Below are 16,720 nucleotides of genomic sequence, written 5' to 3'. Positions count from 1 at the left end.
AGAGCGTCATCCTAGCGTGAGCCTGGGACGAGCGACATCGAGGTTAGCGGTTTAACTGACAGCGAAAGCCAGTGTATGTCACTGTCATCGGCGTATCAGCGGGCGCACTACCACAATAAACTGGGAACAGCCCCAAGGCTTTCACCGACACCGCGATACGATCATCACGCTTGAGATCCAAAGATTGGACCAAGGGAGAGCGTTGATCAAATTCGCGCACCGAACGCCATTTCATCCACGCATGAACCGGACTTTTCTGTCCGTTAAGCTGCGGTACAATGGGTAAAATGCTGCGATTGTTCACGGTCACAGAGACAGGAACCACAGGTGCTGGGTAGTCAAGCGAGATCAAGACAGGATCGTGATCAGAGGATGAGAACGCATTGTCCGATTTCACCAAATCTCCGGTGTATTTGCGGCTATATTCGAACAAAGTGCTTTCTACCGAGTTAATGTGCCACTCTTCCACGCCAACCACTTTGCTGGCCAAGCTGGCATTCGCAAGAGCATGATCCAATGCACCTAGCTCACCAGAGAACGAATACGAATAGGCTTTGTCCCCTAACCAGTCAGTGGCCAAATTGGTATACCCCAATCCGTGCTCCACGGGTTGGCCGGTCGCATGCATAGGCACACCACGAATTTCCGTTCCCGCAGCAGTGAGAATGTCGCGTTGCCCCTCGGTACGCTGATAGTCCGTCAGCACTCGAACAGGATCTTCTTGCGCATACGCGTTCAAGTCTCCCAAGATCAATACATCACCATCCACGGTGTTTAATCGGTCACGCAATGCCACAGCCGCCGAAACGCGGAACTCATTGCAACGCCCTTGCAGATCAGCCGTTTCGCTATCAAACTCACCCGCAACCCAATCTTCATAGCAGCCCGAGCCTTTTGATTTGAAGTGATTCACCACCACACTCAGAGGTTGATCATTAACCATAAAGCGTTGGATCAAGCTATCACGCTGGTATTTGTCGAGAGCCTTGGTTTCTCCGTCTGGGCTTTCGCCACTGATATGCTGCTCGGGCATTGGGATAGCCTGGGCATCGCCTGCTAATGCCACTGTCGCAGGACGATAAATCATGCCTACCATGATGGCATCAGAGCCAAAGTAAGCGCCTTGATGTTTCTCCGCCTCACTCGGTTCAACAAATTGATAGTGATCACGAGGGTCAGCAAACTGGGCGTTGAGTTGAGTCACCAGATCATCAATAGCACTGCCCGCTGCAAAGCCGTTGTTTTCAATCTCCATCAAGCCAACGATATCAGCATCCATGGCCGTCAATGCGTTAACGATTTTCGAGCGTTGCAGTTCAAACTCAGCCGCGGTTTTTGCGCCACGATTACAGCCGCGGCTCGCATCGGCATCGGCTTGATCGTCACAGGTCACATTGAGTGGACCACCGACCGCACTGGCGCTAGTAAAGTAGTTAAGCACATTAAAGCTCGCGACCTTAATATCTGTGCCTGGTACCGTCTTTGGCGCCGCTTGACGGTCATTGCGATGCACGATATCCCCAGCGGTGATGGTATTGGTCGCCACCAAACGATACTGGTTGTAGCTATAACCCAACACACCACTTAAGCGCTCGATACGATCGCCAATCCGCAAATAGCCTTGCTCAGCATCAAGGCCAGGGAAATACGGGATCTCCCCATCTTTCGCTTTCTGGTCGGTTTCAATATAAAGCTGGTTTTGGGCATTTTTCTCTGCCAGCGCCTCAGCACCTGGTGTTAGTGCAGGATGCAATTGTGTCGGTTTATACAAAGGCGCCTGATGTGATAACACCATGTTGTTGCGAAATGCATCGTAATCAAAACCAAAGTTGCGGGTGATCACTAGTTCACTGTCAGCGTCCATGGTCACCTTCATGCCTTCATAGCGCTCCAGTGCCTGATCAAGGCTCTCCTCTGCCCCCACACGGATAGCAGTGGGTAGCACATCACCTTGGTAAGCCCCCTTTGCTACCTGTCCGTCCGTGACACCCAGCTGGGTATGGCCGTAGTACTCTTTAATTTTCCCGCTAGCACAAAGCGTATCGCCGGGCGCCAACGCTAAGTCTTGCGCGTCACGCAAATAGACAAACAACCCGTCGGACGTTGCTGGGTTGCCATCTCCTTGCGGATCTTGAATCCAGACCCCTTTGTAGAGGCCTTGGGTGACAGCCGTCACCACGCCTTTTACGGCATAGGTTTTGTCAGAACTGTATTTGCCATCAGGGACGAGCGGGCTCCGCGCGCCATCACCTTGAATGTCATAAATGGGGGTCGGGGTCGTCACCCCACATTGGTAGCTCTCGGTCAGTGGCGCTGTCGCCGCCGCGGGCAGTGCAATCCCCGCCATTACCAGCGCAAGCGGTGACCACATCATTGGCTTTTTCATACCTGTTCCTTCACGTAATTGAGTGTTTACTCGAAAATCGAGTGTATTATTCATGATAGGTACAGGATATGACGTGATATGAATCGCACCGGAATCAGCGATTATTGATGAAGTAATTAGAAGTGAGAAGCTGGTTCAGTTATGTTAAAAAAAAAGCAGCGAGCTTTCACCCGCTGCTTTTGTCATCTTTTAGTGACCCGCTACACGCGTGGAACAAAGCCTACCGCGTCATAGACTTTGCGCAATGTCTCTTGCGCCCGTGCTGAAGCGTGCTCGGCGCCTTTTTTCATCACGCTATCAAGCAATGCGCGATCAGCACGGTACTCGTGATAACGCGCTTGCAACGGCTCAAGCATAGCGACCACCGCATCGGCTGTATCTTTTTTCAAATGCCCGTACATCTTGCCCTCGTAGGCTTGCTCGAGCGCGTCAATCGACTTGCCCGTGGCGCCCGACAATAACCCAAGCAAATTAGACACCCCTGGCTTTTGCGCAATATCGAAACGTACACGGGGTGGCTCTTCAGAGTCAGTCACCGCACGTTTAATTTTTTTCGCGATCGCTTTAGGGTCTTCCAGCAAACCAATCACATTGTTGCGATTATCGTCCGATTTAGACATTTTCTTGGTCGGATCTTGCAGGCTCATTACCCGGGCATTCACGTCGGGTGTATACGGCTCTGGGAGCACAAATACATCGCCATAACGGTTATTAAAGCGGGTCGCCACATCACGCGCCAATTCCAGGTGTTGTTTTTGGTCATGACCAACCGGAACCTGATTGGTTTGATACAACAAGATGTCCGCCGCCATTAACACCGGATAGCCAAACAATCCCGCATTAATGTTCTCAGCATGACGTTGCGACTTGTCTTTAAATTGGGTCATCCGGTTTAACTCACCCATTTGGGTGTAGCAGTTAAGTACCCAGCTCAACTGCGCGTGCTCAGGCACGTGTGATTGCACAAACAGGTTACTTTTTTCTGGGCTCACCCCCACCGCCAAGCAAAGTGCTAAGGCATCAAGCGTGGCTTCGCGTAACGCGTCTGCATCCTGGTGGACGGTGATCGCATGTAAATCCACCACGCAATATTGGCAGTCATAATCATCTTGCATCTGTTCCCACTGACGCAACGCGCCCAGATAGTTACCAATACTTAGCTCGCCAGAGGGTTGCACACCACTCAATACAATGGGTTTTGAAGATTGACTCATGATGATTTGATTCCTTTACATATTGCCCGTGGGGGCGGTCTTAATTTGCTTATTAAACGCGTTACTCTGGGTGGTTAGCAACCACAGAGACTAATTCACTAAAGTGATCCAATATATAGGTAGGGCAGCTGTCACTGATAGGCTCACCATAGTTGTAGCCATAAGTTAGGCCGACGGAGGCGATTCCGGCATTCTGGGCTGCCAGAATGTCATTTTTTGAATCACCGACCATCAACATCTGGGCATTGGTGAGTCCGTGTTTATCGCGCAGTAGATGTAAGCCTTCGGGATCGGGCTTACTGGTCGACAAACTGTCGCCGCCAATCACATCGGTAAATAATTCGGCTAGGCCTAAATCGGCTAAAATCGCTGGCACAAAGGCGTAAGGCTTATTGGTGACCACACCCAGTTGATAGCCTTGCTGGTGCAAGTGGTTCAAGGTGTCTTTGACCCCCGCATACAATACTGTCTTTTCGTGCCCATTGTTTTCGTAATGGAAATTGAAGCGCTCTCTGGCTTGTGCCACCAGCGAGGGATCTAAATCGGGGTCGTGCGCGTGAGCGCGCGACAAGGCACGACGGATCATGATATCGGCCCCGTTGCCAATCCAGCCGGTCACTTCGGCCACACTCACTGTGGGCCTGTCCAAGTCTGCCAGCATCATCTGTAGGGCTTGGGTCAAATCTGGCACGCTATCTACCAAGGTACCATCTAAATCAAATGCAATATAACGCAGGCTCATACTACTTCACTACCTTTCTACTTTTGCCAGTTCGGCACGCATTTCATCAATGGCCACTTTGTAATCAGGCTGACCAAAAATGGCTGATCCCGCGACAAACATATCTGCGCCGGCCGACGCCACGTCAGCAATATTGTTTGCTTTCACTCCACCGTCGATTTCAAGGCGAATATCTCGACCACTGGCATCAATACGCTCACGCACTGCCCGCAGTTTATCGAGCGTGGTAGGGATAAATGACTGACCACCGAAACCTGGGTTGACCGACATCAGCAAGATCATATCCAACTTATCCATCACATAATCAAGATGGTGTAATGGGGTCGCTGGGTTAAACACCAGGCCCGCCTTCATGTCATGCTCTTTGATCAGTTGTAACGTGCGATCAATGTGCTCGCTGGCCTCGGCATGAAACGTCACCATACTCGCACCAGCTTTGGCAAAATCAGGAATAATCCGATCAACTGGCTTAACCATGAGGTGCACGTCAATCGGGGCGGTAATACCATAGTCTCGCAACGCCTGACAAACAGGCGCACCAAAGGTTAAGTTAGGCACATAGTGATTGTCCATCACGTCGAAGTGAACCACATCCGCACCCGCGGCGAGCACGTTTTCCACTTCTTCACCTAGTCGCGCAAAATCGGCAGATAAAATCGATGGCGCAATCAAAAAATCCTTCATAGTGCGGTCGCCTCAATTACCAAAAAGTTGCCGCAATTCTACCCGATCTTAGCCATGAAGTCTTACCCGTTCGCGGTTTTATCATCGCTAACACTGACAAGTCTTGGGGGCTTGACTAGAGTAAATAAAGGCGCCAAAAAAGGAGGCAGCATGGGCAGCAAACCTAGACTTTTTGACGTAATGAAGAGCGTCATCGCAGCATTATTTGGCGTCCAATCGCAACAAAATCGCGAAAGAGACTTTGGTCATGACTCACCTGCAGCATATATTATCACTGGTGTGGTCATGATCGGGGTATTTATCGCCGTCTTGCTAGCACTAGTCAGCCTCGTGACTTAATACCGACAAGTGGCAACCCCCGCCAGAGAGCTTATGGGGTCGAGGGTTGCGGTGCGAACAATGCCAGTAATTCGTCCACTTTATTGCGGCCTTGGCCATTGCGACTAATGGTACGTTTCACTTTCACCACATTAAACGACGCGCCACGATATAAGCGGCGGGTGTACGGTGTGTCATGATTGGAAATAAGGACAGGGATCCCCTGACTCACGGAGGCTTGCTCGGCATGTTCAGCCAGCAGGGCTTGATCATCAAGCGTGAAGCCATTTGTGGCATAGGTAGTAAAGTTTGCCGTCGCGGTGAGCGGTGCATAAGGTGGATCACAGTAAATCACGTCGCCTTTGCTGGCTCGAGCAAAGCTTTCCGCGTATCCCTCACAAACAAACTCTGCCCGTTGCGCTTTTTCGGCAAAAACTGCCAGTTCTTTTTCCGGAAAGTAAGGTTTTTTGTAGGAGCCAAAGGGCACATTAAAGCCACCCTTTTTATTATAGCGACACAAGCCATTGAAGCCGTGACGATTCATATAGAGGAAAAACAACGAACGTAAGTAAGGATCCGTGGTGAGATTAAACTCACGGCGCACATCCAAATAACGCTCTTTTTGGTTGAACTCTTGGCAAAAAAACGCGCGCGCATCCGTCACAAACCGTGATGGCGTTTGTTTTATAATGTTGTAGAGATTGATCAGATCGGGATTGATGTCCGCTAAGATATAGTGATCATAATCGGTATTAAGAAACACCGATCCGGCACCGACAAAAGGCTCTATCAGTGTGTTCCCCTCGGGAAGATGACGGCGAATATCATCGACCAGTGAGTATTTACCACCTGCCCACTTTAGAAACGCACGATGCTTTCTCATTGCCCCTAGTCTTTCTCTGCGGTCTGAAAAGGGGCGGATTGTACCCTATTTTGATTCATCAATCAGCGGATTTTACTGGCCATTCGCTCGGTTAATTTCGCGATGGATCTGACTAAATGATTTCACAAAAGGCTGCAACGCACGGACATTATCCGCTAAGTTGAGCTCAGCACGACGTGCCTCGGTCACACTGGCATAGTCTCCCAGCAAGACCATGTACCAGGTCGCGTTGTTTCGCTGTGTTTGATACACCTGAACGCGGTCAGCCAATTGATAGTTTTCAATGAGCGCCACCGCATCGGCGCGTGACTGTAACGCGGCCAATTGCAGCGCATAGCGTTGTGCAGAGACATTGAGCAGTGCTTGTGGTACCAGCGGCAGTGCTCCTGGTTCACGGGCGTCTTGCGCACGGTTAGCCGATGTGGATGCCTGGTCCTCACTCGCTGTTTGTTCGTCTTGAGCAGTATCGCTCGTTGAGGCTTGTGGGGCGGCTGGTGCTGGCACCGCCTCACTGATTTCGCTAGCTAAGGGCTCATCCACCGCGTCGGTACCGTCTCCCCCAGCATCTTGTTCATCAATAATGGCATCGACCACGTCATCCGGTACCACAACTCGCTGACCTTCATCGCTGCGCCCGACAGTTAGTCCTTCACCATTGATATCTTCTGGCAGGGTCGCCTGATCTTCAGTTACCGCACCATTATCCATTGACGGCGAGGCAATCGTATCGGTTCCCGCGCCCGCGTTAGTCGCACTCGGTTGTGCGCCTGTTTGGGTCGCTGTTTGCGGATCAGTGATCGTTTGCTCCTCTTGTTCATTGAGCAAATCGTCTAAGTTCTTGAGCCCTTCAGGAAGCACCATCTCTGACGCAGAGTCATCTTGTTGACTGGGGAACACCCACCAAATCGCGCCGGCCCCTAGGATCATCAGCACCACCGCCAATATCAGCATTAAGAAGGGTTTGTTGTTCTTAGCGGGCTTTTTCTTATCTTTACTCACAGCGCCTGTCTCCTGATTTTCCTTTCCCATAATGGTGCCGGGGTAAACGGTTTGATTGGCAAGTTTGGCTAACCACTGTTTCTTTTTCTCGCCACCGATGCGCTGGGTTACCGCCAACACATCAATGAACATCTCAGCTTCTCCCTCATTGAGGGGAGAGACTTCGAGCTCCAGGGGTTTTTGCTCGTGTCCGTAAGACACCTGGCCTAGCCACTTGTTCAACTTTCCAGGTAGCGCGAAAAGCACCACATTGATACGCCAATTGGCTTGGTGCTGTGCATGTTGCACCAAGGCCCACAACTCTGACAACAAGCCTGGAGTCAAACGGTGCGCATCATCAATCACCAATAAGGCATCGCACCCTCCACCATCGAGCATCATGGTAAGGCTATCGATAAGCGGGTCAGCCTCGTTAAACACGCCATCTTTAACAATTTGTCGCAGCAAGATCGCGCGGCGCTGTGCATCGCTCTGAGCGGTGTGACACGCCAATAAGGCGTGAACATGAGCATCTGCCCACTGCTCCATATAGCGCTCACTGAGCCACGTTTTTCCGGCCCCTTCAGGCCCAGTGACTTGGATCAGGTTAGCGCTAAATCGAGTAATAAATTGCAGTCGAGAAAGAAGCTGGGTTTGGCTTTCCAGATCCAGCGCTAAGGTATCAAAAGTGTCTGTCATGCATTCAATGGTTAACCGGCATCAATCACATCAGCAATACACTGATGTGGAACATCTGCAACCACTTGAGCCTGGCCTATCGCTGTTGGTAAAACCAGGCGCAACTGTCCTGAAAGCACTTTTTTATCACGCATCATGTGCTTAATAAAAGCATCGTAGTTCATCTCACTGGGTGCTTGTACGGGAAGTTCGGCACTTTCCAATAAAGCAGTGATACGTGACACACTTTTTTGCTCAATCAGGCCATGTCGCAGTGCCGTTTTAGCAGCCAATACCGTGCCTGCGGCGACGGCTTCACCATGAAGCCAGTTGCCATACCCCATTTCAGCTTCAATGGCATGACCAAAGGTGTGACCCAGATTAAGGAGCGCGCGTACGCCGGTCTCCGTTTCGTCTTGTGCGACCACATCAGCTTTTATCTGGCAACAGCGGCGAATGGCATAACTTAGCGCATCCGGAGAGAGAGCTGTGAGTGCCGTCATTTCGCTGTCTAGCCAATCAAAGAAAGACGCATCGGCAATAATGCCGTATTTGATCACTTCGGCCATGCCAGCGGCAAACTCACGACTCGGTAAAGAGCTAAGCACTTGCGTATCAATCACCACCGCTTGGGGTTGATAGAAAGCCCCAATCATGTTTTTGCCCAGTGGATGATTAATCGCTGTTTTGCCACCAACCGATGAATCCACCTGCGCCAATAACGTGGTGGGCACTTGGATAAAGTCCACCCCGCGCTGATAACAGGCGCTGGCAAAGCCAACGATGTCACCAATGACACCGCCGCCAAGGGCGACGAGTACCACATCACGGTTGTAATTGTTCTCGAGTAGGAAGGTGTTAATGGTGTTAAACGTCTCTAAAGACTTGTAAGCCTCACCATCGGGCAGGCTCAAGCGAGCGACATCCGCCGCGCCTGCCTGTTTTAAGGTTGAGACCAGCGCGTCGCCGTATAGCGGCATCACTGTCTCGTTGCTGATGACAGCAACCCGACGCGAATGGACGCTCCCAAATAGGCTAGCATCAGCTAACAGCCCTTCACCGATCGAGATAGGGTAGCTACGTGCCCCTAGGTTAACGTCTATCCGTTCCATGGTCGGGTCCTGTGTTTGGTTATTGCTGCTCTAACAGAGCCATGATTTGATTAGCCACCACTTTGGCACTTTGATCGTCAGTCCGTACAACATAATCAGCAATTTCTTGATAAAGAGGATTACGCTCTTCCGCTAACGACTCAAGCACTTCACGTGGTTGGTCAGTTTGTAATAATGGTCGTTTCTTATCGCGTTGGGTGCGTGCCAGCTGCTTCTCGATGGTGGTTTCTAAATACACCACAACACCACGAGCAGAGAGACGATTGCGGCTTTCTTTGCTCATGATCGAGCCACCGCCAGTCGCGAGAACGATACCTTGCTCTTCAGTGAGGTCGTTTATCACGTTTTCTTCGCGTTTACGGAAACCTTCTTCACCCTCAACGTCAAATACCCATGCAATGTCTGCTCCAGTACGATCTTCAATCACTGAATCAGAATCATAGAATTCCATATGAAGTTGCTGAGCGAGATGACGACCAATTGTGCTTTTACCAGCCCCCATAGGGCCTACCAAAAAGATGTTTCGTTTTTCAGCCATTTTAAGCAATTTTACGCGCGGTTAAATAAGACAACACCGCCCGCAGGCTTAATGAAAAAAGCCCGAGGCGCCAATTCCTCACAGATATTTCGTGATCAGATTAAAAATTATCTCAGGACAGTGACCCCTTTGGCAACACCTAACCTAGTCTGTGACGATTTTAGGGGTCACAAAGATCAGAAGTTCGCGTTTTGCATGGTCTTTTAACTGGTGCTTAAACAGGTTACCAACCAACGGAATATCCCCCAGCAGCGGCACTTGGGTCTCTTTGTTGATCATGGTTTGCTGAAAGATGCCCCCTAAGACTACGGTTTCACCATTTTCCGCCAGTACTTGGGTATTAATGCGTTTGGTACTGATCGACATCGCTTCGCCTTTTCCGGCCACCACAGCTTTTTCGGGCATATCTTGGGTTAACTTTAAATCCAAGACCAGCGTATTATTGGGCGTGATTTGTGGGGTCACCGATAAACTCAACACCGCTTTTTTAAAAGACACTGCCACCGCACCGCTTGAAGAAGCCTCGAGATAAGGCAGTTCTGTCCCTTGTTCAATGTAGGCCGCTTTTTTATTGGTGGTGATAAGTCGAGGGCTCGATACCACTTCTGCTTTCCTTTCGCTTTCAAGCGCAGACAGCTCCAAGTCGAGCAGAAGATCATTGCCGAGCTTCGCCACTTGTAAGGCCATACTCGAGGCGGAGGGGTTAGCAGCTGCCAGGTTCACACTGAGGAAGTCACCAATATTGGCGCCGTCTGTCGCCGCATCGTTTAAGCTTTCAGGGCCTCGCCCGGTGACATTGCTATCCCACATCAAGTTACCTTCCACAGACGGACCAACCGTGGTTGAGCCATTTCGATTCAACAGCCCCCAACGTACACCTAATTCGTCTACTGAGCCTTGCTCGACCGTCACAATACGTGCCTCAATCTCCACTTGCTTAACGGGCACATCTAAGTGACTCACCAAGGTGCGGATACGCTCGATGTTCTTCTCAATATCACGAACGATGATCGCATTAGTGCGCGAATCGAGTGAGACAGCGCCACGAGCAGACAGTAAGCTCACTCCCTGACCCTGGCCTCGGATTAATGCCGCAACGTCACCGGCTTTGGCGTAGTTAACGGTGATCACATCAGAAGACAAAGGCAACAGTGCGTCTGCTTGTTGCGCCATCTCGAGATCTTGCTTTTCTTGCGCCATGAGCTCTCTACGAGGCGCAACTAACATCACATCCCCACGTTGACGCTTGTCTAGCCCCTTGACCCTGAGGATCACATCCAACACATCTTGCCATGGCACCCCGTCGATACGCATGGTGATATTGCCCTGCACACTGTCAGTGGTCACCAAATTGAATTGATTTTGCTCGGCAATAAGTTGTAGCACTGCCCGCACAGGAATATCTTGGAAATTGATGGAAATCGGCGCCTCGGGGGCCGGGGCTTGAGCGGTCACCGGATCAGAATCGCGCAAGGTGATAATTAATTGCTGATGCTGTTGCTGGTAATCAAACGTCATCGCTTGCTCGGCGTGAATCTCTATCTTGGTATAGCCTGCTTCCTGAGTGATGTGAACGGCGTTCACAGGCAGACCCGTCTCTTGCCCTTTCATCCGCCCGAGCAAATCTGGCGTGACGACCACCTGAGGTAGCCTAATCATTAGCTGCTGAGGGCTCGTCTGGCGAAAATCCGCCATCACCGCGGCACTGTCAAAACGCAAGCGGAGCTGCGTTTCTTGTTGAGTAGAAGACGTGAGTTGCGCCTGTACCAAGGTCACCGCCTCAGCGGCCCCCACTACAGCACTCCATACCATCCCACAAGCGAAAACAGTGATAATTGCGGCTTGCGCCAGTCCTGATCCGAATGTGCTCCTTACCCTGCTTGCTTTCATTCACGCTATCCTTTTTACGACACGCTGGGGTGGGTTGACAAAGTCATAAAACGCGGCTGCCAGCAACCCAACCCATCTGGCAACAGCTGTTTAATTCTCACTTGATTAGGTGCAACCTGGATCACACGACCATGATGCGGTCCCAGCCGGTCACCCCGCTTCACTTTGCGCACCAACCCGCTGGGTAGCGTAATAAGCGCTTGCCTCTGCTCACCCTTGGTTAAACTGCCTGTCATCTTAAGCTGATCGAGTGGCACCGCCGTCAGTGGAGATGTCTGTCGACCTGACGCGGGTTGCCAACAATCCTCCATTGCTGTGAGGTGTGGTCGACTATCAGGCTCAAGAAAAAAGGGGTCGCGACCGCGCGAAGCAAACGGAAGCGGCTGATAAGTTGGCGCGGGAGGGATCCGGGTGGCGCTCACCTCGGCCTGCGATTTTGCCTGTCTCATAAACTGTTCAATGTCGGTATTATCGTCATGACAGCCACTGAGAAGCGCAAGTAAGATATACACGTAGTGTCTCATCCTGCTTCCTTACTACAATGATCAACGACGCCCATCAGGGCCAGTGTAACGGTAGGTGGTGGCTGACACAGACAGCCGTAAGGCATCGGCTGGTGACGCTTGATCACGCGTCAGGATAAAGTTTTGCAATGACACCAAGCGCGTCATTGCCGCGATATCAGCGCTGAATGCGCCAATATCTCGATACTGACCGTGTAAGACAATATCGATGGGAATCGCGTCCAACCATGGCCCCTGCTGACGAGGCTGCCACGCTAAGGTGTCGAAGTTGAGTTGATGGCGCCCACCGACATCGCTAATGCCCGCCAATAACTCAGCTAGCTCTTCTTCCTCCGGTAACTGCGCGATCAGCTGGTTATACTGTTGATTCAACGCGTTGAGTTGCGCTTCGACATCCGGTAACCCAGCCACTTCATGCGCAAGCTTTCGATACTGAGCTTTCAATGGCTGCTCTTGCATACTCGCTCGCCGCCATTGAACATGCTGAGGTTCAATCACCACAACCCACATGAGGCCTAAGATCATCCCGCCCAATATTGTCCATACACTCAGTTTGACCCACAGCGGTGCAAAAGGGAGGTGTCGCCAGTCTAATTCGATCACGATGCATCCTCCTCGCCACTTGGCCGCTCGGGGGCCACATACTGGGTAAAGGAAAAGCTGAGCGTGAAACGTTTATTGGGTCCAACCGCCTTGCCATTGGTGACGACTGTCTCTATATCAAGCTCGTCTACGGCTTGGTCCGCTTCCAGTGACGCCAGTAAACGCGCAAGCTCCGCGTTAGAGTGAACCCAGCCTTCCAGACTAATACGCTCCGCTTGTTGCGCGATGCGGGTAAGGTACGCCCCAGGAGGCATCACACGAGGAATAAAATTGAGCACGGCAGTCACATTATTACGCTGTTGCTGCAATTGGTTAACTAACCCCAATCGCGACTGCAACGCACGACGCTGCGTATCTTGTTGCTCAAACTGAGCCAAGGTTTTTTTAAACTGCTTGATACCTTGTTCAAGCTGTTGGTTACGTCCTTGCTGGCTCTCTATCCTATGCTGCTGCACTGTTGTGACCGTCCAGCCAAGCAGGAGTGTTACCACCACGACCATGAGCGTGGTAATGGCGAAAGCACGCTGTTGGCGACGCTGTGCTTGTGCCCGCCACGGTAATAAGTTGATGGCCATCATTGAGCACCTCGCAGAGCCAGTCCAAGCGCCACACAGGCAGGGGCGTTCAAATTTTCACAACCAAACGGCGCACCGGGGTTGATTAAGTGGCACGCTATCTGGGCGGGAGAGCGCAGACTCTCCGGCCAATCACCACTTAACCAAACGCTGGCCTCTGAGTGACGACCAGCTTGAGTCAGGTAGGCCTGATAAGCATGTTCAATGTGTTGGCATAGCACTTGGTGGGACAGATCACCGGCGTCTGTCTGTCTCGGTGAGGTCAGCGATAATCGTTGCTGATAATCCTCCCCATCGCTGCGTTTTCCGGTTACCGTCAGTGCCTCCGCACATAAATGTAACCAAAGTGGCCAAACACTGGGTTGATGATAGGCTACTAACGCCTTATACAAGGCTTGAAGACCATGCTGTTGTCGGTCCACCACACGCACGTTTAGTTTGGCTTGGCGACAGGCAGCGAGGATGGGCGCTAACGCGGATTGGCGACACGCGATCACCTGATAATGTGCGTCTCCTGGCTGCGCCCCGACGTCTTTTTTAGAGAAGTCGAACAGGAGATCACTGATGTCCATATTGAGTGCTTGGCTTAGTGCCTGCCCGACCGTCGTTTCTTGCTCTAACGGATCATCAACATCCGCCGCCGTCAATGTTTTGCTGATCACCGTGTCATCTTCGACACCAATCACCACAGTCGCCATCCAGCGCTGGTACCAAGGTAGCGGGTCGAGCATGGTTGCTTTCAATGTTTTGATCGACTCAACCAAGCTGTCATCGTGACAGGCTGTTAGTGTGTGAAAGCTTAATACCTGCTGAGTCGCGGATGATGGCTTAATGGCCACCGCATAACTGGTCTGTTGCCCCAAAGCGAGACCTAAAACTGCCGAACTTCGCATCATTTCGTGTTAGGCTCCCAACGTCAGCGTGAAGTCAGTATTTACAAAACTGGCCTCATCACGGGTTATTTTTAATGCTGGTGCCTTTATACTACTCACGTATGATTATTGAACGGCTCAACGGCAACAAAACGGGAAATCTCAGGTGAAGTTCATAAAGCGTTTGCTTATCTTTGCACTGGTTTGCACAGTGCTTGGAGTCACTACAATCTTTGGGTTTTACCTGTATGTAAAACCTGACCTCCCCGATGTGGCGACACTAAAAAATGTCGAGCTGCAGACTCCGATGCAGGTCTATAGCACCGATGGTGAGTTGATCTCCCAGTTCGGTGAAAAGCGTCGCATCCCCGTCATGCTCGAGGACATCCCTCAACCGATGATTGATGCATTGATTGCCACAGAAGACAGTCGCTTTTACCAACATCCAGGGATTGACCCAATCGGTATTGTGCGCGCCGCGGTGGTGGTGGCCATGTCTGGTACGGCCAAGCAAGGGGCCAGTACCATTACACAGCAGCTGGCACGTAACTTCTTCCTCTCTAACGAAAAGCGGATTATGCGCAAGATAAAAGAAATTTTTATCGCCGTGCATATCGAGCAGCTACTGAACAAAGAAGAGATCCTTGAGCTTTATTTCAACAAAGTCTTCTTAGGCTATCGTGCTTACGGGGTCGGCGCGGCCGCACAGGTTTATTTTGGTAAAACCCTCGATCAACTGACCTTGAGCGAAATGGCAGTGATTGTCGGATTACCCAAAGCGCCCTCCACCATGAACCCGTTATATTCTCTGTCACGGGCGACAGAGCGACGCAACGTTGTACTCGGACGGATGCTCAAAGAGGGTTACATTTCCAACGCAGAATATCAGCAAGCCAAAAATGAACCTATCGTGGCGAGCTATCATGGCGCTGAAATCGAGCTTTCCGCACCTTATGTTGCCGAGATGGCACGTGCATGGGCAGTCGAACAGTTCGGCGACGACGCCTACACCTCCGGTGTGCGTATCTTCACCAGTGTCGATGCTGACAAGCAACGGGCTGCTAACGAGGCGGCAGTGGAAAACATTCTCGCCTACGATCGCCGCCATGGGTTCCGTGGTCCAGTTGCGACCTTATGGCAAGCGCCTAGCCAACGCTGGCAGCACCAGCGCATTGTTGACCATCTTGCCAATCAACCCAGCTACGGCCCCTTAGAGCCCGCCGTCGTGATTGATGTTCAAGCTAAATCGGCACAGGTTGTCGGACCCAATGGCCGTGAAATCGAACTGCCCTGGGAGGGACTAGACTGGGCGCGGCCTTATATTACTGACAGTCGCCAAGGCCCAGCGCCCAAGCGTGCTGATGAGTTCCTCGCCAGTGGTCAGCAAGTGTTTATTCGCCAAGTCGATGACAGCTGGCATTTGGCCCAAGTCCCTACCACCAACACTGCACTGGTCTCTATGTCACCCTCAACGGGGGCAATCAAAGCCTTGGTGGGCGGCTTTAACTTTGTCCATAGCAAGTTCAACCGTGCCACACAGTCAGTGCGCCAGGTGGGCTCGAGTATCAAACCATTTATTTATTCCGCCGCCGTGCACGAAGGCATGACACTCGCCACCTTGATTAATGATGCGCCGATTAACCGCTGGGATCGCAGCCAGGGTGTGGCCTGGCGGCCGAAAAATTCACCACCACGTTATGAAGGACCACTGCGGGCTCGCCTTGGACTGGCGCAATCGAAAAACGTGATGGCCGTGCGGGTGCTGCGTCGCGTGGGATTGGATGACGCACTCGACTACCTCACCCGCTTTGGCTTTAAGCGTGATGACTTGCCGCGCGCAGAAGCCATTGCACTTGGTGCAGGCAGCTTGACACCGGTTGAAATGGCACAGGGCTTTAGCGTGTTTGCCAATGGTGGCTATTTTATGGAGCCCTTTATCATTGATCGGGTCGAAACCCCATTCGGTGAAGAGATTTATCGCGCTAACCCACCGGTGATTTGTGATAATTGCGAGCAGCAAACGGAAGAGGCCAATCCGTTTAATGAGCAGAACTTGCTCGCGCAAGATGACACCACTACCCAGCGCCATGCCAAGCAAGTGATTGATGAGCAGAATGCGTTTTTGGTACGTGAAATGATGCAAAGCAATATCTGGGGCGGCGGCGATTGGCGCTATGGGACAGGCTGGAATGGCACCGGCTGGCGCGCGCAAGCGCTCAAACGGCGTGATATTGGTGGTAAAACCGGTACCACCAATGACTCCAAGGATACGTGGTACACGGGCTACGGCCCAGGCATTGTGACCACGGTATGGGTGGGCTTTGATGATCACTCTCGCAAGCTTGGCCGCACCACTCGCAATGCCAATTTGGGCGACGACCGTCAGCCTATTCGCGGGGCAGAGTCAGGGGCAAAAACCGCCGAGCCCGCGTGGATTGATTTTATGCAGCATGCACTCGCGGACGTCCCTGAGCAGAATAAAACCGTCCCACCTGGCATTGTTAAAGTGCGTATTGACCGCGAAACAGGGCTGTTGACTCGAAAAACCGATCATACTTCGATGTTCGAGTACTTTGTAAAAGGGACCGAGCCGACTGAATATGTCTCATCGCAATCTGATGGCAATATTTATGAGTCAGAAACAGAATCCCTGTTCTAACTCTGTTGCATCGTCAATAGCAACGTAACATCAAGGCGCCCGCATCATGCGGGCGCCTTTTTAT

15 protein-coding genes are annotated in these 16,720 nt (G+C 51.5%); 2 read left to right on the top strand and 13 right to left on the bottom strand.

Annotated features, from left to right (window positions below):
- Window positions 1–43 precede the first annotated feature (43 nt).
- The 4 genes from N8M53_RS01090 to rpe all read right to left on the bottom strand — a co-directional run bounded on the left by N8M53_RS01090 (window position 44) and on the right by rpe (window position 5,026).
- Entirely contained in the window at window positions 44–2,386 is a 2,343-nt protein-coding gene (locus N8M53_RS01090; RefSeq protein ID WP_269579196.1) for an ExeM/NucH family extracellular endonuclease, read from the bottom strand.
- Between the two features lie 200 nt (window positions 2,387–2,586).
- The gene (gene trpS / locus N8M53_RS01085) at window positions 2,587–3,600 is read right to left on the bottom strand and encodes a tryptophan--tRNA ligase (protein WP_269579195.1); all 1,014 of its coding nucleotides are present in this window, start codon (window positions 3,598–3,600) and stop codon (window positions 2,587–2,589) included.
- 61 nt (window positions 3,601–3,661) lie between these two features.
- Window positions 3,662–4,342, bottom strand: a complete 681-nt coding sequence (locus tag N8M53_RS01080; protein WP_269579194.1) for a phosphoglycolate phosphatase — start codon at window positions 4,340–4,342, stop codon at window positions 3,662–3,664.
- A gap of 9 nt (window positions 4,343–4,351) precedes the next feature.
- The gene (gene rpe, locus N8M53_RS01075) at window positions 4,352–5,026 is read right to left on the bottom strand and encodes a ribulose-phosphate 3-epimerase (RefSeq protein WP_269579193.1); all 675 of its coding nucleotides are present in this window, start codon (window positions 5,024–5,026) and stop codon (window positions 4,352–4,354) included.
- A gap of 150 nt (window positions 5,027–5,176) precedes the next feature.
- On the opposite strand from rpe, the gene N8M53_RS01070 reads away from it, so the two are divergent.
- Window positions 5,177–5,365, top strand: coding sequence for a DUF2970 domain-containing protein (locus N8M53_RS01070; RefSeq protein WP_269579192.1), 189 nt, complete (start codon window positions 5,177–5,179; stop codon window positions 5,363–5,365).
- A 31-nt stretch (window positions 5,366–5,396) separates the two neighbouring features.
- Here N8M53_RS01070 and dam read toward each other — a convergent pair whose 3' ends face one another.
- From dam to N8M53_RS01025, 9 genes are all read right to left on the bottom strand, one after another.
- Complete coding sequence (dam, locus tag N8M53_RS01065) at window positions 5,397–6,227, bottom strand: adenine-specific DNA-methyltransferase (protein ID WP_269579191.1); 831 nt, start codon at window positions 6,225–6,227, stop codon at window positions 5,397–5,399.
- 72 nt (window positions 6,228–6,299) lie between these two features.
- Window positions 6,300–7,904, bottom strand: a complete 1,605-nt coding sequence (locus tag N8M53_RS01060; protein ID WP_269579190.1) for an AAA family ATPase — start codon at window positions 7,902–7,904, stop codon at window positions 6,300–6,302.
- 11 nt (window positions 7,905–7,915) lie between these two features.
- Window positions 7,916–8,995, bottom strand: coding sequence for a 3-dehydroquinate synthase (gene aroB, locus N8M53_RS01055; protein ID WP_269579189.1), 1,080 nt, complete (start codon window positions 8,993–8,995; stop codon window positions 7,916–7,918).
- A gap of 19 nt (window positions 8,996–9,014) precedes the next feature.
- A complete protein-coding gene (gene aroK, locus N8M53_RS01050; protein WP_025739049.1) occupies window positions 9,015–9,533 on the bottom strand; it encodes a shikimate kinase AroK in 519 nt (172 codons plus the stop codon).
- Window positions 9,534–9,677: 144 nt separating this feature from the next.
- Window positions 9,678–11,423, bottom strand: coding sequence for a type IV pilus secretin PilQ (locus tag N8M53_RS01045; protein ID WP_420066593.1), 1,746 nt, complete (start codon window positions 11,421–11,423; stop codon window positions 9,678–9,680).
- Window positions 11,424–11,437: 14 nt separating this feature from the next.
- Window positions 11,438–11,947: a pilus assembly protein PilP gene (locus N8M53_RS01040; protein WP_269579188.1), complete on the bottom strand. Its 510-nt coding sequence runs from the start codon at window positions 11,945–11,947 to the stop codon at window positions 11,438–11,440.
- A 21-nt stretch (window positions 11,948–11,968) separates the two neighbouring features.
- Window positions 11,969–12,550, bottom strand: a complete 582-nt coding sequence (locus tag N8M53_RS01035) for a type 4a pilus biogenesis protein PilO (RefSeq protein ID WP_269579187.1) — start codon at window positions 12,548–12,550, stop codon at window positions 11,969–11,971.
- Window positions 12,547–13,128 carry a PilN domain-containing protein gene (locus N8M53_RS01030; protein WP_269579186.1) on the bottom strand — a complete coding sequence of 194 codons (582 nt, stop codon included), beginning with the start codon at window positions 13,126–13,128 and terminating at the stop codon, window positions 12,547–12,549. Before N8M53_RS01030 ends, N8M53_RS01035 begins: the two co-directional genes overlap by 4 nt.
- On the bottom strand, window positions 13,125–14,021 hold the full coding sequence (locus N8M53_RS01025) for a hypothetical protein (RefSeq protein WP_269579185.1): 897 nt from the start codon (window positions 14,019–14,021) through the stop codon (window positions 13,125–13,127). The genes N8M53_RS01030 and N8M53_RS01025 overlap by 4 nt, the downstream gene beginning before the upstream one ends.
- 142 nt (window positions 14,022–14,163) lie before the next feature.
- Here N8M53_RS01025 and N8M53_RS01020 point away from each other — a divergent pair, with 142 nt between their 5' ends.
- Window positions 14,164–16,656: a penicillin-binding protein 1A gene (locus N8M53_RS01020; RefSeq protein ID WP_269579184.1), complete on the top strand. Its 2,493-nt coding sequence runs from the start codon at window positions 14,164–14,166 to the stop codon at window positions 16,654–16,656.
- The last annotated feature ends 64 nt before the right edge of the window (window positions 16,657–16,720 follow it).

Origin of the sequence: Salinivibrio kushneri, from assembly GCF_027286325.1 — a bacterium.
Taxonomy (GTDB): domain Bacteria; phylum Pseudomonadota; class Gammaproteobacteria; order Enterobacterales; family Vibrionaceae; genus Salinivibrio; species Salinivibrio kushneri_A.
Note: the sequence above shows the minus strand (reverse complement) of the source record. Positions and strands in the feature narration are given on the sequence as shown.

Coding starts and splice junctions, on each gene's coding strand:
- dam (WP_269579191.1), bottom strand. CDS start 6,227: ATGAGAAAGCATCGTGCGTTTCTAAAGTGGGCAGGTGGTAAATACTCA.
- N8M53_RS01070 (WP_269579192.1), top strand. CDS start 5,177: ATGGGCAGCAAACCTAGACTTTTTGACGTAATGAAGAGCGTCATCGCA.
- N8M53_RS01080 (WP_269579194.1), bottom strand. CDS start 4,342: ATGAGCCTGCGTTATATTGCATTTGATTTAGATGGTACCTTGGTAGAT.
- N8M53_RS01030 (WP_269579186.1), bottom strand. CDS start 13,128: ATGATGGCCATCAACTTATTACCGTGGCGGGCACAAGCACAGCGTCGC.
- N8M53_RS01025 (WP_269579185.1), bottom strand. CDS start 14,021: ATGATGCGAAGTTCGGCAGTTTTAGGTCTCGCTTTGGGGCAACAGACC.
- N8M53_RS01090 (WP_269579196.1), bottom strand. CDS start 2,386: ATGAAAAAGCCAATGATGTGGTCACCGCTTGCGCTGGTAATGGCGGGG.
- N8M53_RS01040 (WP_269579188.1), bottom strand. CDS start 11,947: ATGAGACACTACGTGTATATCTTACTTGCGCTTCTCAGTGGCTGTCAT.
- trpS (WP_269579195.1), bottom strand. CDS start 3,600: ATGAGTCAATCTTCAAAACCCATTGTATTGAGTGGTGTGCAACCCTCT.
- aroB (WP_269579189.1), bottom strand. CDS start 8,995: ATGGAACGGATAGACGTTAACCTAGGGGCACGTAGCTACCCTATCTCG.
- N8M53_RS01060 (WP_269579190.1), bottom strand. CDS start 7,904: ATGACAGACACTTTTGATACCTTAGCGCTGGATCTGGAAAGCCAAACC.
- N8M53_RS01045 (WP_420066593.1), bottom strand. CDS start 11,423: ATGAAAGCAAGCAGGGTAAGGAGCACATTCGGATCAGGACTGGCGCAA.
- rpe (WP_269579193.1), bottom strand. CDS start 5,026: ATGAAGGATTTTTTGATTGCGCCATCGATTTTATCTGCCGATTTTGCG.
- aroK (WP_025739049.1), bottom strand. CDS start 9,533: ATGGCTGAAAAACGAAACATCTTTTTGGTAGGCCCTATGGGGGCTGGT.